5 protein-coding genes are annotated in these 15,807 nt (G+C 65.3%); all 5 read right to left on the bottom strand.

Features of this window, described 5'->3' with window-relative positions; translation table 11 throughout:
* Positions 1 to 10 precede the first annotated feature (10 nt).
* Positions 11 to 1,903: a siderophore-interacting protein gene (locus tag ASG84_RS07285; RefSeq protein ID WP_156399413.1), complete on the bottom strand. Its 1,893-nt coding sequence runs from the start codon at positions 1,901 to 1,903 to the stop codon at positions 11 to 13.
* Positions 1,904 to 1,966: 63 nt separating this feature from the next.
* On the bottom strand, positions 1,967 to 3,037 hold the full coding sequence (locus ASG84_RS07280; protein ID WP_057476341.1) for an ABC transporter substrate-binding protein: 1,071 nt from the start codon (positions 3,035 to 3,037) through the stop codon (positions 1,967 to 1,969).
* 102 nt (positions 3,038 to 3,139) lie between these two features.
* On the bottom strand, positions 3,140 to 10,750 hold the full coding sequence (locus ASG84_RS07275) for a non-ribosomal peptide synthetase (RefSeq protein ID WP_057476340.1): 7,611 nt from the start codon (positions 10,748 to 10,750) through the stop codon (positions 3,140 to 3,142).
* A complete protein-coding gene (locus ASG84_RS07270; protein WP_156399412.1) occupies positions 10,751 to 14,113 on the bottom strand; it encodes a non-ribosomal peptide synthetase in 3,363 nt (1,120 codons plus the stop codon).
* Positions 14,110 to 15,783, bottom strand: a complete 1,674-nt coding sequence (locus ASG84_RS07265) for a (2,3-dihydroxybenzoyl)adenylate synthase (protein ID WP_200936521.1) — start codon at positions 15,781 to 15,783, stop codon at positions 14,110 to 14,112. The genes ASG84_RS07270 and ASG84_RS07265 overlap by 4 nt, the downstream gene beginning before the upstream one ends.
* Positions 15,784 to 15,807: the final 24 nt, after the last annotated feature.

Here is a 15,807-nt window from a genome sequence, read left to right as displayed (position 1 = left end):
GCTAACCTAACTACCCTTGGCGCACAACGGCTTCGGTCGCACGCTGCAGATCGAGGACCGCGATACCCCAGCCGACGAGACGAGACGCGGTCACCACCAGGCCTGCTGCGATTGCGACCGACTCGAACTCGGCTCTGGTTCGCACTCCACTGCCGTGCATACAGAGCATCAACAAATCGAACTCGGCCTGATCCTCGTTGATCACACCATCGTCCGACAGTCGTTCCACCACAATCAGTTTCCCGCTCTCGGACAGGCCTGCTGCCGCGCTCGCCAGCAGCAACGCCAGATCGTCGTCGCGGTAGTGGCCGGTGACCTCGAGCAACAGGTATGCGTCGAACCCACCCGCAGGGTTGTTGCGCGGTTCGGACACGACACTCTGAGCGCATTCGATCACGCGCCCGTGCAGTTCCGGCCACTTCTGCAGATCTCGTCGGACGAGGTCGAGCTCGCTCGGTAGTCCGAGAACGGTTGCCGACATCGCGTCGTGGCCCGTCAGGATCGAGCCGAGCACCACCCCGGATGCGGCACCGGTCACCGCCACCGTGAACAGGCCGTCGAACGAATAGTCCTGGACCAGAGCAGGACCCAGAAATGCTGCCTCGTCCGCAATGTGGTTGTGATGCAGTTCCGTCAGCCGAGGCGAGCCGGCGAGGTCCTCGCTCAACGTCTTGCCGGTCAGCAGGCTCGCACTGGCAGCGCCGGTGCGCAGGCTCTCGACGAGTCCGGTGATCGACAATTCCACTCGCGCCTCGATACCGTCGAAATCCAGCCAGTGCGAAATCCAGTCGTCACCGAGCATGGCTTCACCGATATCGGCGAGAATCACACCGCCGTCCGAATCCTCGGTGAGAACGTCGACAGACCGCAGGTAGCGGACGAATTTCGCCAAGGCCCGCGCATCGGTGCCGGTGGCCGTGGCCAGTTCGTCGACGGTGCGGATGCCGCGAGAAACATGCAGCGGGATACGCAACGTGTTGGCGGCCCTGATCGCGAAGGGGGAGAACATTTCCGCTCGTTCGGCGAGCCTGTCGAACGGCTCGGATTCGCGGGCGTTCAGATCGGGAACTTCCGGATCGTCCGCGCGGGTGAGAACCTCTGCGCGACGCCAGTAGCCGGTGACCTCGACCATCTCCGGCGGCATCGCGCGATCCTCGCGCAGGTATCGCCTGATGCCTTTGAGTGTTGTGGATTCGCCTGCTACCCAGGCAAACGCGGTTCCCTCCCACCAGGGCGCACTACGTACGGCTGTTTCCAGCAGATCTCCGGTGCCGGCAACCGCGCCGTCGCGGTGGACCCAGGTGATCTCGGCGTCGGCGGCCGTCGGCAGTGGTAGTTCTCGCTCGGCGTCGGCCACCTCGACGAACACCCGGATTCGCTCACCTGCTCCGGCTTCGTCGAGGTAACGAGCAACAGCAGGCAACGCGGTCTCGTCGCCGACGAGCAACACCCAATCCACCTCGGCGGGTGCGTGACCCGAGCGCACCGGGCCCAGCAGTGGGATGGAATCACCCACGGCGCAGCGACGCCCCCACGTCGACGCGATTCCAGTGTCGTGAGTGACGAAATCGAGCGTCACTTCGGCAGTCTCGGCATCGACGGTGCGCACGGTGTAGTTGCGGGTCAGTGGCCGCGGGTCCCGCGGCCACTCCACTGTGCGCTCGTGTTGCACCGGTAGAGCCATCGTGCCGTTGTCGTCGAGCGGGAAGAACAGGCGGACGAAGTCGTCGAATCCCTCGCTACGCAGCGCCGGAAAGTCGAAGCCGTCTCGCGAGAATTCCCGCAGCTGCGGCCCACCCAACACGATCCTGCGCATTCCCGAACTGAGTTGCTGCGTGTCGATCACGGTGGCCGTTCGGATGACTTCGGGAAAGACGACCTGAAGTCGATGAGACCTTGCCACTGTGAAACACGCTCCTTAGCGGGAATGCAGATGTGTGGTGCGTCGGGTGGGCCTGGGCTCGGATCAGCCCTGGACGTTCTCGGCGGCGGTGTTCAGCGCCGATGCCACGTCGTCGAGGATGTACGGAATGGTGAGCACCGTCAGGCCGCCGAACGCGAAGTTCTTGTCGACGCTGAGGCTTTCGGTGGATGCGGTACGACCCTGCGCCAGCACGGGCTGAGAGGCCACAGCCGGTTCGGCCAGGAAGCCGCCGAGCGATTCTTTGTCGTAGGCGACGACGAACAGCACATCAGACTTCAGCAGAGAGGCCTGCTCGAGGCTGAGCTCGAAGTACACGGCATCGGGATCCTTGGCCGGGTCGACCTCTTGGATGGTGGGCTCGTTCACAAGACCGAGCTGTTCGAGGAACTCGACACGGACGTCGTCGTCCTTGCTGACGGCGAACGTGCCGGGGGCATTGGGGAGTGCGATGGTGACCGTCTTGCCCTGCAGCGCCGGATACTTCGCGGCCGCGTCGGAGATGGAACCTTCGACTCCGGAGACCAGATCTGCGGCCTCCTTCTCCTTACCGAGGGCCTTGCCCGCGATGGTGAGCTGGTCTTCCCACGAGGTCGTCCACTGCTCGTCCGGGTACGCGACGACCGGTGCGATGTCGGAGAGCTTGTCGAACTCTTCCTGGGTCAATCCCGAGTACGGGGCGAAGATCAGATCCGGGGCGGCGGCGGCGAACTGCTCGACCGGGACCGCTCCGGTTCCGTCGCCGGTCAGCAGCGTCGGGGTCTCTCCGCCCAGGTCGGCGAGCGCTTTCGCGTCCCACGGCAAGATGCCGCGGTCGTCAGCTCCGTACTGTGCGCCGTCGAAGGTCGGCATGGCGACGGGCACGACTCCGAGGGCGAGAACGGCGTCCTGGTTGGACCAACCCCAGGTGGCGATGCGCGTCGGAGCCTCGGGGATCGTCGCGGATCCGAGTGCGGAATCGATGGTGACCGGGAATGCCGATTCCGCCGCAGCGGTAGTGGACTCGGTTGCCGGCGCTTCCTCGGTACTGCTGCAGCCGGCGGCGAGAGCGATGGTGAGCCCTCCGGCGAGCGCAATCGACGCGGCGCTCCTCGTCCACTTCGTACGAACCTTCATCGTTGCTCGGTACCTCTCGACTCGACCACGCGCTTCGGCGTCCCACACCCGACCGGGTGAGGCGACTGACAAGGTAACACTAATGAGGTAATGCTTGCCTCACTAGCTTGCCGCGGTGTCAAGGATTCGACACGTTGCAGACAACGCCTCGTGCCACAACGTCGCGAGTTTCTCGACGCCGTCGAGCACCTCCCCGGGCCAGGTCATCGTCACCCCCAGTACCGACGAGCCGTGCTCGTCGTGGATGTAACTGTCCACGATCAGCGCATAGCTGCACGGTGTCGCCACACCGGGGGTCGAGTCGAGACTGCTACGCAACCGGCTGGCACCGAACGGCCCGCCGGTTCCCGCGTCGAAACGACCGAGGTAGTTGAATTCGATTGCTGCAGCAGGAGTTCGGCGCAGCACCTCTTGGGCATCGCCGCCCATCCACCGCAGCATTCCGTACGTGGATCCATCCCCCGGTACGGACTCCCTCGACTGCCTGGCCGATTCCGCCAATTCGTACAGAACAGATTCTGCAGCAGCACAATTCGCCTCGGACGCGATCAGTGTGCGGTAATCCTCGCTCCGCGCGGTGATGCGCAGCGGGAACACTGCCGTGAGCCAGCCGACCACCGACGAACCATCCACCCGATCCGACGCGACCCCCGTCCGTCCGTGACCTTCGACGTCCACCAGGAACGACTGCGTGGTCGTGATCTCACTGTCGATCCACTCCGCCGTTGCAGCTGCAAAAGTGGCCAACAACAGGTGTTCGACGGAGACGCCGAGGCGAACTGTGGCGGCCGACAACAGGTGCGCGCTCTCGTCCTGCCGCAGCGCGAAGTCGACGGTGCGCACGCGGGCACCCGTATCGACCGCCGGGTCGAGCGGACGCGTCAGAGGGATCGACGTCGCGCCGTCGCCGACGCTCGCCCAGTAGTCGAGATCGGCGAAGACCCGAGGTGCGGTTGCGAGCGCGAGCACCTCGTGCGCCCACTGCCGCATCGACGGACCGATCGGGCTTCGCACGGTGGGTGTCTGCTTCCCCAGCGCTGTCCACAGCGCGACCAGATCGGGCAACAGGATCCGCCAGCTCACGCCGTCGACCACGAGGTGATGCAGCGTGATCAGCAGCTCTCCGGACGATTGTGGGTCGGTTCGGTGTCGCAGCCACACGATGTCGACCATCCTCGCGTCGCCTGGACTCAATCGGTTTCGCGCAGTTCGCGACTCGTCACCGACACGGGCGGCCAAATCGGACTCGCTCAATCCGTCGACATCGACGATGCGTATCCACCGACGCACGTCGGCAGTACCGTCGGGCAACACCGTGAAGATCGACTCGGAGCCGGGATTGCGCTCGAAGCACGAGTGCAGAATCGGATGCCTGGCCACCAGCAGGGCGATGAGCTCCGTCAACGAATCCTCGGTGAGCGACGCCGGGACCTCGAGCAACACCGCCTGCGAGATCTCGTCGATGGGCCCGTCGAGCGCGTCCATCCACTGCACTATGGGTGTCAACGGCACGGTTCCGTACGGATCGATCGCGACGACATCGGGCTGCGACCGTGTCGAAACAAGCTCTTCTGCAATACTTTCCGGTGTCCGAAGGAACACGATGTGCCGCGGCGACACCGCGAGGCCCGCCGACCGAAGCCTCGCGGCCAGCTCCATCGCCATGATGCTGTCTCCGCCCAGGTCGAAGAAGTCGTCGTCGGCGCCGACCTCGGTCACGTGCAGCACCGCGGCTGCGGCCGTGCAGATCTGCCGCTCCGCATCGGTATTCGGGGGACGGCCGGAGCGCGTCGCGAGCTCGGGTTCGGGCAGTGCAGAAGCATCGAGCTTGCCGTTCGGCAGGACCGGAAACGCGTCGAGCACGGTCAGCGACGCCGGCACCATGTACGACGGCAGCAGACCGCGCAGCCGGGCACGGACGACGTCGGTATCGAGCGAATGTCCCTGTTCTGCCACCACATAGCCGGCGAGTGCGGCATTGCCGTTCTCGGAACCTCGCACCACCACCCGCGCGTCGGCCACGGCGTCGAACTCGCGCAGCCGGACCTCGACCTCGCCCACTTCGACGCGGTGACCGCGAATTTTCACCTGATCGTCCGAGCGTCCCCCGTACCGCAGTGTGCCGTTCTCGGTCCACGCGACGAGGTCCCCGGTCCGGTAGAGCCGCGTGCCGTCTGCCGTGAAGGGATCGGCAACGAATCGGTGTGCCGTGCGCCCCGGCGCATTCCGGTATCCCCGCACGACGCCGGGCCCGGCGAGGTAGAGCTCGCCGAACACACCGGGCGGCACCAGTCGAAGACTTCTGTCCAGCACATAGGCCCGCATGTTGGTCACCGGCCGGCCTATCACCGGATCACAGGACAGTTCGGTGGACGTGTACACCGCATCGACCGTCGCTTCGGTCGGCCCGTAGAAGTTGTACGCCACCAGATTCTGCATGCTGCGCAACCGATTCCACAGCTCGGCAGACACTGCTTCTCCCCCGACCCCGACCGTCGAGAGTGTGTCGATCGAACCCGATCTCATCATCTGCTCGAGCAACGACGGCACGACCTCGATGAAGTCTGCCGACAGCGCGGTCAACCGAGCCGTCAGTTCCACTGGGTCGAGGACTGTCTCGGGATCGATCAAATGCACTGTGTGGCCGCCGAACAGCCACAGTTGCGGCTGCCAGGACGCGTCGAACGCCATCGACCACGCGTGCGCCACGTTCAGAGTCGACTTGCCCGCGCGTCGGGCAGCCGGTTCGTGCACGTTCTCGCGATGCGAGCGGTACAGGTTCGTCAGGCCACGGTGTGGAACCAGAACGCCCTTGGGCACACCTGTCGTGCCCGAGGTGTAGATCGAATACACAGGGTGGTCGGGATGCAACGGTGCCCGCCGTTCGGCATCGGTGATGCCGACCGAATCGGCGGGTGAAGTAGCAAGCGACGCAACGGAATCCGTGGTCACCGTGACCACCGGCTGTGCGTCGTCGAGAATCTGGCCGGTGCGCTCGGCCGGCCAGTTCGGATCGATGGGCAGATACGCGGCCCCGGACTTCATCACGCCGAGGATGGCCGCCATCGTGATCGCGGTGCGCGGGGCCATGACGGCCACGAGGTCCTCGGCACCCACACCTGCACCGATGAGCCACCGTGCGGTTCTGTTGGACACGCAGTCCAACTCGGCGAACGTCAGTGCCGTGGCGGCGTCCTGAACGGCGATCGCATCGGGCTGCAGCGCCACCTGTTCGGCAAAGAGTTCGACCAACGTCTCGGACGGATAGGTGCGCGCGATGCCGGCCTGTTCGTCGGTGAGCCGGTACGCCGTTGCCTCGTCCACGAGGGGCACCGACGCAATGGGTGGATCCCCCGCGTCGGCAAATATCCGAAGCACTGCCGTCACGGCCGACGCAACCGCCCGGGCCAGCTCGACCGATACTGCGTCGCTTCGGTATTCCACCACCAACCGCAGTTCCTTGCCCGGAAACACCGTCAAGGTCAACGGGTAGTGCGTCACCGTGTGGAACCCAGCGACCGAGACCGAGAAGTCCTCGGTATCGACACCGGAGGTATCCGCGGCAGCGAAGTTCTCGAACACCACGAGGGTGTCGAACAGCGTTCCCCCGCCGAGTGCCTTCTGAATGTCAGCGAGACCGACGTGATGGTGTGCTGCCACAGCGACGGAGAAATTGCGGAGGCCCGCGAGAACCGACGACACGGTGGCGTCGGGCCCGATGTCGACGCGCACCGGGATGGTGTTGATGAACAGACCGACCATGTCGCCGACACGGTCCAGGTCGGTCGGGCGTCCCGACACCGTGGATCCGAACATCACCGATCCGGAATCGGTGAACGCCGAGAGCACCACGGCCCATGCCGCATTGATCAATTCGCTCGCGGTCACCGATCGACGACGAGCGGAGGCGGCCAGGCGTGCAGTGTCCTGCGCATCCCACCGCATTTCGATCTCTCGAGCCTCGGATCGCTCCTCGGACGGCGAGGCGGTCGGTGCCAGGATTGTCGGCACCACGTCGCCGCCGAGCGCTCGACGCCACACATCGATGGACGAGCCGTCCCGCCGCGACAGCCAACGAAGGTAGTCGTCGAACGACGCCGGAGCCGCTGGATCTCGACCACGGTAGAGCATGAACAACTCGGTGCCGACGGTCCCCATCGACCAACCGTCGACGAGAAGGTGATGCACGGTCAGTACCACCCGATGCAGCTGTTCCCCGCAGCCCAGCAAGAGAACTCGCACCAGGGGGCCGTGCTCGATGTCGAAGGGGGCTCGATCCCCGTCGACCAGAGCGCGCGCCGAGGGTGATTCCGGATCGTCGACCACGTGCCTGCGCACGTGCACTCGTTCCGTGTCGCGGACCGCGACGGTGACCCCCGTACTCAGGGTGAGAAAGCGTGAGCGCAGAGCCGGGTGGCGCTCGGACAGTGCGTCGAGCGCGTCCTCGAGTTCTCCGACGTGTAGCTCGCCTCGTACCTCGAACTCGGTGGCGATGACGTAGATTTCCTCGAGTCCGTCCCCTGCAGCGACCGACTGGAATGCCAGACCTTGCTGCAGCGGAGTTGCCGGACGTGCGAGCTCGGGATCGATACGGAGTGCGCGCAACTCGGTCAGGTCCTGTGCGTCCAGAAGCGGCGCTTTGTTGTCGGGTTCTGCTGCAGCGCCGACGGTTTCGTTGCGTCCGGCTCGCTCGACCAGTCCAGCGACAGTGCGGCACTCGAAGACGTCCGCGGTCGTGATCACCAATCCGGCACCCCGCGCGTGATGGACCATGGTGATGGCGGTGATGCTGTCGCCGCCCAATGCGAAGAAATCGTCGTCGACCCCGATCGACTCGACACTCGCACGAGTCGCGTCGGCGAACAGCTCGACGAGGCAACGCTCGTCGTCGCTGGCAGCTGCTCGTGACCGGCTCGGTCCGGTCTCTGGGATACCGCGCTGCGTCAGCGCCACCAAGTCCGTCTTGCCGTTGGGAGTACTCGGCAGGCGGTCGATCGCTACCCAGAACGCCGGCACCAGATATTCGGGCACCCGACGCCGCAGGACGTCCCGTAGCGCGGCGGCATCGACATCGCCGGGGGTCACGTAGGCAACGAGCACAGTTGCTCCCGCGTGGTCGGTCACCGCGACCACAGCGCACGCATCCACGGATTCGATATCGGCAGTGAGGTTTTCGATCTCCCCCGGCTCGACGCGATGGCCCCGGACCTTGACCTGCCGGTCGGCACGTCCGAGGAATTCGAGCGAACCGTCGTCGAGAATGCGGGCGCGGTCACCCGTGCGGTACATCCGGCCGCCGTCCCCGCCCGGGTCTGCAACGAACCGTGCGGCGGTCTCTACCGGTTTACCGAAATATCCACGGGCGACCTGCACGCCCGAGACGTAGAGTTCACCGCCGATCCCTGTTCTCAGCGTACTCAGTCGGTCGTCGAGCACGCCGAGGACCGTGTTGTCCACCGCCGTTCCGATGACGGCCGGGTCGCTTGCGACCCTGTGCACGGCAACGTCGCCCGCCACCTCGGAGGAACCGTAGGAGTTGTGCACCGACGCATCGGGCGTGGCGCGTCCGATCGCATCGATCGTGTTGCTGGTCAACGGCTCTCCGCTGAGGATCCAACTGGTCAGCGAACCGCATTCCTGCGGCGACGTCGTCGCCAATGCCGCGGCGAGTGACCCCACGGCGGTGATCTGCTGGGCCCCGGATCGAGCGAGAAGCTCGACCAACGCCCTCGCATCGGCATACTCGTGATCCTGCGCCAACACCAGGCGTTGGCCCGCAAGAATTCCGGTCAGCAGTTCGGTTGCTCCGTCGATGAACGACAGTGAGCTCTTGGCGATCCGGCTCGTCGGACCGCCCCAGTGCAGCGTTGCCCAGTGCAGACGATTGGCCAGCGCGCTTCTGGTTCCCAGCACTCCCTTGGGCGTTCCGGTCGAACCCGAGGTGTACACCAGATAGGCCCCGCACTTGCCCGGGATGCTTCGAGCGAACGGTTCTTCCACCACCTCGATAGCCGAGCTGGAATCGATTCTCGTCGCGGTCTCGAGAGCGGTCAGCGCGGTGGGGGTGGCATCGTCGACCAACAGAATGTCGTAGCGAGAGTCTGCGAGCACGTAGTCGATGCGCTCGCGCGGGTAGCGAATGTCGATGGGTACGAACACCGCACCCACGTCGATGGTCGCGAGCAGTGCCGCCACCATGTCGATGCCCCTGCCGAGAGAAATCGCGACGCGGCTCTCGGTCCCGATACCCCGGCTGCGTAGCCGGGCCGACACCTCGGCCACCCGGGATCGGAGTTCGGTGTAGGTGATCGCGTCACCACCGACCGTCAACGCGATGTCCTCGCTCGACTGCGCGAACCTGTCGGCGAGGGCCACCTCCAGTGTCGACACTGCCCGTTCCGGGCCGACGCTGTATCCCTGACCATCAGGGGCCGAGAGGAGCTGCAGCATATCGACGTCCGAACCGCTCGTCATCCGGTCGAGCATCTCGACGAAGGTCTCGGCGCACAACGTGGCCGAACGATGATCGACGGCTGCGTCGTCGTGCAGCACGAAAGCCCACAGAGCAGGGTCGGGACCGACGATCAGAGCCATCGGAAAACTCATGTGAGCGCCCAGCACCGTGACCTCGTCGACGGCAGCGCTCGCATCGGAAGGTAGTGCCGGGTAGTTCTGATACACGACGATCGTATCGAAAAGCGCACCGCCACCCACGGTTCCAGCGATCTCGGACAGTCCCAGAAATCGGTGCTCTTCCAGGTCGAGGTGATCTGCCTGCAGGCGATCGACCACATCCGCGACGGACCCGCACGTACCGAATCGAATCCGAACGGGCACGGTGTTGAGCAACAGACCGACCATCGCGTCCGCACCGTCGAGATCGAACGGCCGCAGAGAGGCAGCCATTCCGAACGTCACGTCGTCTGCTCCGGTGCGAGCCGCGAGCGTCGACGCCCAGGCAACCTGCACCACCACGTTCGTCGTCACACCGCGGCTGCGCGCATAGTTCGCCACACGTCGGGCCAGCGCCTCGTCGATGTCGAGATCGATCCGCGAGCACGAATTCGATTGCGGTGCATCACCGGCAATCAACGTGGGGCGCTCGACGCCGTCGAGGTGATCCGCCCAGTGCGCCCTGGCCGCGTCGCGGTCCTGACCTGCCGTCCACGCAAGGTAATTGCGGTAGTCCGGCGCCGGCGGCAACGCAGCCGACTCTCCACCCTCGTAGAGAGCTACGAGCTCCCGAACGAAGATGGCCTCGGACCATCCGTCCATCAGGGCGTGATGGTAGGTGATCAGTACCCGCGGCGGCCGGGGGCCGACCGAATACGAGAACCGAATCAACGGCCCGTCGAAGAACGCAAAGGCGGCGGCCCTGTCGCGGTCGAGATGATCGTTCCAGTCATCTTCGACAGCTGTCAGTTCCGGTGTCGACGCGCGCGGAACCACCCACACCAGATCACCGTTGCGGCGCTGGCGCAGTAACGCTTTGATGTTCGGATGACGCTCGAGTAGGTGCTCGAGAGCTCGAGTGAGGCGGTCGACTCGAACCGGGGCGGTCAGGTTCAACACCGTCTGCGAGAGGTACGGATCCTGTTTCGCTGCAGCAAGACTCGACTGCAGATACATTCCGACCTGCAGCGCGGTGAGCGGCAGAACTGCAGCGATCTTGGATTGCGGAGTTGCCGCGGTCTCGGCCGTCGTGTTCGTCACTCACATGCTGCTTTCGAATTCGTCGAGCTCGTCCTGGGACAGATCCACGGTGGCCGCCTCGGCAGATACCGCGGGTCGGGCGGTGTCCTCGGTGACGAGCTCCGCCCCGAACATCCGCACCGTTCGCTTGCGCATCACCTCCCGCGGTGCCAGCGGGATGGACGCCGTGCGCGCCCGCGACGCCACAGCGAGTGAGGTGATGCTGTCACCGCCGAGGGCGAAGAAATCGTCGTCGATACCCACCCGGCCGACCCCGAGAACCGCCTCGACGATCTCGCACAACATCGTCTCCACCGGTGTTCGCGGCGGCACGAACGTGCCCCCGCCCGCGGCATCGACAGCGGGGAGAGCCCGCACATCGAGCTTGCCGTTGATGGTCATCGGAATACGCTCCAGCGCAGCGAACAACGTGGGAACCATGTACTCCGGCAAGACTGACGCCAGCTCGTCCCGAATCGATCCGAACAGCGCGGAACGGTCCTCGGACGCTACGCCGTCGGTGGGGACCACGTACGCCGCGAGCGCACGAGTGCCCGCGCCGATCTCCACCGCCCGAACCACCGCGCCGGCAACCGCATGGCAGTTCGCCACTGCCCGCTCGACTTCCGCGGTTTCCACGCGATAGCCGCGGATCTTGACCTGGTCGTCGGCACGGCCGAGATAGTCGAAGAGGCCGTCGGGCCTGATCCGAACCAGATCGCCGGTGCGATACATCCGCTCACCCGGCGACCAGGGATCTGCGACGAATCTGGTTGCGGTCTGGCCGTATCGGTGCAGGTAGCCGCGGGCCAGACCGACACCCGACAGGTGCAGCTCACCGACGGATCCCACCGGAACGGGTCGCAGCCACTGGTCCAGAACATAGGCGCGCGTACCGAGGATCGGCCCACCGATCGACGGGCCGTTGCTCTGCCGCGTGCCGCCACCGAGCGCGTTGATCGTGTACTCGGTGGGGCCGTACAGGTTGTATCCGACGTCTCCCAGTTGCTGCCACAACGAATCGGGAACCGGCTCCCCGCCGAGGAGGACCAGCGGAATCCGATGCCCGTCGTGCTCGTTCAGCAGTCCCAGATCCAGCAGGTGCCCGGCATACGTGGGCGTCACATTCACCACGTCGATCAGGTTCTGCTCGCAGTATCGCGCCAATGCCTCACCGTCGCGGCGCAATTCCTCGTCACAGACATGCACCTCGTGGCCTTCGACGAGCCACAACAGCTCTTCCCACGACATGTCGAAGGAGAACGACACGGTGTGCGCGATCCGCAGCGTCCGATCGCCGGCCGTGGCAATGGTGGGGCCGAAGATCTCGTCTCGGTGGTTGATCTGCATGTTCGTCAGGCCCCGGTACGGGGTGACGACGCCTTTGGGTGTGCCGGTCGAACCCGAGGTGTAGATGACGTAGGCCGGGTGCTCGAGGCGACCGGGTGTGCCGAGCGCGAATTCGCTCGAAACGGCCTCCGACGGGTCAACACGAGCCACCAATTCCTCGGCCACAGCGGGATCGTCGATGATCATCGGATCGGCACCGCTGGACAGTCCACGCGCCTGCGTTTCGGTGGTCGTCACCAGGATCGCCGGTTTTGCATCGGCCAACATGACGTCGAGTCGATCGTTGGGGTAGTCCAGTTCGAGGGGGAGGTAGGCCGACCCGGTGCGTAGTACCGCGAACAGCGCCACCACCATCACTACGGACCGCGGCAGCGCGAGGGCAACGATGCGCTCCGGCCCGGCTCCACGGCACAGCAGAGCACGCGCGAACGCATCGACCCGAGAGTCCAGTTCTCCGAACGTCACTCGTTCGTCTCCGAACACCAGCGCCGTCGTCTCGGGGATGGACGCTGCGCGGTCGGCGAGCAACTCGGCGATCGTGGAATCGCGCAGCCGATCGAGCCTGTCGTCGAAACCGTTGTCTGCGATGCTCGCCGATTCGTCGGCCGGTGCAGGCCACCGTGAGATCGGCAGATCGGACTGCTCGGCAACGGTATTCAAGACGTGCTCGAAAGAATCGAGCAGGTAGCTCGCCCTCTCGTCGTCCACCGACGTCGGCAGGTAGGTCACCGACAGGTTCAGTTCCGTTCCGGGATCGACGGCAATCGACACTGGAAACTCCGAGCCGTCGACGGTCGAGATGTGCCGCACCTGCCGCTTCGGCGCGCCGGCCGCATCGGCTGCGGGACCGGCTGCGTTGCGCAGCACCAGCAGGGTGTCGAACAGCGCACCCGCACCGATCGCCTTCTGGATACCGCCCAGGCCGAGCGTGTCGTGCGGCATCAGATCCAGTCGCTGATCCTGCACCCGCGCAGCGATGTTCGCGGCTGTATCCGACCCCTGGGCCGTGACTCTGATCGGCACGGTGCTGATGAAGGCCCCGATCGCGCGCTCGGATCCCGGCACCTCCATCGGTCGGCCCGCGACGGCGGTGCCGAATACCACGTCGGATCGACCGGATACACGCATCAGCACGCTTGCCCAGGCGGCAGCGAGCACCGTGAACAGTGTCGAGCCTGACTCGCGGGCGATGCTGTCGAGTCGGCCCGATGCCGCCGCCGAGAGCCGGCGTTCGATTTGCCGAGGAGGCTCGTCCTCACCATCGGCCGCGCCGGCCACGAGTGTAGGGGTGTCCACATCGGCGAACCAGCATTTCCATGCCTGCTCGGATTCGGAGCGGTCGCGAGAGATCAACCAGCGCAGGTACTCCCGGTAGCCGTGATCGACGTGCGTGTCTGCACCGTCGTGCAGCTCGAGAACACGAGAGACCAGCAACGCGGAGGAACCGCCGTCGAAACAGCCGAACCAGTAGGTCGTCAACAGACGGTCGACGCCGCCGGGAAGGTGCACGAGTGTCAGCCTGAACAGTGGGGGTGCGTCGATGTCGAATGCCCGGTCATGGTCGCCTGCGAGTACCCGGTTCCACGCCGCGTCCACCTCGTTCGCCGAACAGCCACCCAGGTCGATCACCGTCAGTGGTGCCTCGACGGACGACAAGACGACCTGGACCGGTGCTTCGCCCTCGAGGGTGACGAACGCAGTGCGCAGCGCCGCGGTGGTGTCGACCACCGATTGCAGGGCGTGCCTTACCCTGGCGCCGTCCAGAATTCGATCGACCTCGACGACGGTCCGAACGGTGTAGAGCCCGGCGGCGTGTGCGTCGACGCCGACCTGATAGACCAATCCGAGTTGCAGCGCAGACAGAGGCCACACATCGTCGATGGATCCGAATCGTGCTTTCAGCGCGTCGTATTCGGGCGATTCGAGACTCGCGAGAGGACCGCGCTCGACCTCGACGGTGCCACCGCCCCTGGCGCGCCGCAGCCGATCCTGCAGCAGTCGACGCTTGACGTCGTCCAGATCCACCGGGCTCATCGAGTCGCCTCCCGCTCGGCGCACTGCCTGACGAGCAATGCCTTGTCCACTTTGCCGATTGCCGTAACGGGCAGCGACGTTCGTGCCACCACCCGGTCGGGTAGCTTGAACCCTGCGCAGCCTGCGTCGGTCAGGAACGCCCGCACCTCGGCAACGCTGGGGACACTGTCGTTCGGAGCACTGTCGTTCGGACCACCGCCGTTCGGCACGATCACCGCGCAGATGCTCTCGCCCACAGCAGGATCGGGTACGCCGATCACCGCTACTCGGCCCACTCCGCGGTGAGTGAGCAGCAGATCCTCCAGCTCGTCCGCCGCGACGTTCTCACCGTTTCGCGTGATGACGTCCTTGATCCGGCCGGTGACGATCAGGTGACCGGAGGCCAACTGTCGAACCTGGTCTCCGCTGCGATAGAAGCCGTCGGGGGTGATGGCCGTCGTATTGTGCTCTGTTGCAGCGTAGTAACCGTTGATGGTGTACGGACCACGGGTGAGCAGCTCGCCCACCTCGCCTACCGGGACGTCGTTCCCGTCGGCGTCGACGATTCTGATCTCGTCGTGCTCGGACAGGGGACGCCCCTGGGTGCCGATCACCACGTCTGGTTCGTCGCCTGCCCGCGTGTAGTTCAACAGGCCCTCGGCCATCCCGAACACCTGCTGCAACCGGCACCCGAGCGCTGGTTCGACGAGCTTGGCGATCTCGGGCGTCAATTTTGCGCCACCGACCTGCAACAACCGCAGACTGGACAGGTCCGCCTCCTCCCAATCGGTGGCCTCGACCCACAGCTGCGTCAACGTCGGCACGAGGGCGGTCACCGTGACCCGACGGCTCTCGATCAGCGCGAACACCTGGTCCGGACTGGGGGTACGGGAGAAGACCACCGTCGCTCCGACCCCGAGCGCACCGAGCACACCAGGACACGCCAGCGGAAAGTTGTGGGCAGCGGGGAGAACGGCGAGATAGACATCGTCGGCCGTCAACTCACAGACGTCGGCGCTCGCCCGTGCGTTGAACTCGTAGTCGTTGTGGGAACGCGGAATCAACTTCGGCAGACCCGTCGTTCCGCCGGATACCAACAGCACGGCGACATCCGCGGCGGACCCACGTGGAAACTCCCGTGGCGCACCGACGACGCCGGACAATGGACTGTGCGAGCCGCACGAACCATCGACTACAACGTTCCGAATGCTCGGCACCGATGCCACTACCTCGTCGGCGAGCTCTCGGTAGTCGAAGTGTCCCTCCCGCTCCGCGACCACGTACGCCACGGCTTTCGATGTGGCTGCCAAATGGACGATTTCGCGTCGACGATGCGCGGGGAGAGTGAGCACGGGAACCGCGCCGCACTCGAGCAACGCGAACAGCACAACCGCGAACGACACCGAATTGGGCAGTTGCACCACCACCCGATCACCGGGCTCGATCCCGCGGTCGGCAAACCCTGCTGCGGTCGCACGTACACGCGAATACAGCTCGTCGTACGTCAGCTCCTCGGCTTCGTCGACGACCGCGCGACGAGAGCCGAACCGGTGTACCCACGACGTGAACACGTCGGGAAGTGTTGTCTCGCGCCAGAGTCCGGCGTCGAGGTACGTCCGGGCTCGGCTCTCGTCGAACGGTACGAAGTCGGCTGGGTTCTCGATATCTGGGTGCTCGATGACTGGGTGCACTGTGGATTCCCGATCGTGGAAGGT

It is taken from the genome of Rhodococcus sp. Leaf278 (assembly GCF_001426085.1).
Lineage (GTDB): Bacteria > Actinomycetota > Actinomycetes > Mycobacteriales > Mycobacteriaceae > Rhodococcoides.
The sequence above is the reverse complement of the archived record's forward strand: the minus strand, read 5'-3'. Positions and strand labels throughout refer to the sequence as shown.

Bases quoted from the DNA above. Each gene is read 5' to 3' on its own strand.
- ASG84_RS07280 (WP_057476341.1), bottom strand. From the start codon at position 3,037: ATGAAGGTTCGTACGAAGTGGACGAGGAGCGCCGCGTCGATTGCGCTC.
- ASG84_RS07270 (WP_156399412.1), bottom strand. From the start codon at position 14,113: ATGAGCCCGGTGGATCTGGACGACGTCAAGCGTCGACTGCTGCAGGAT.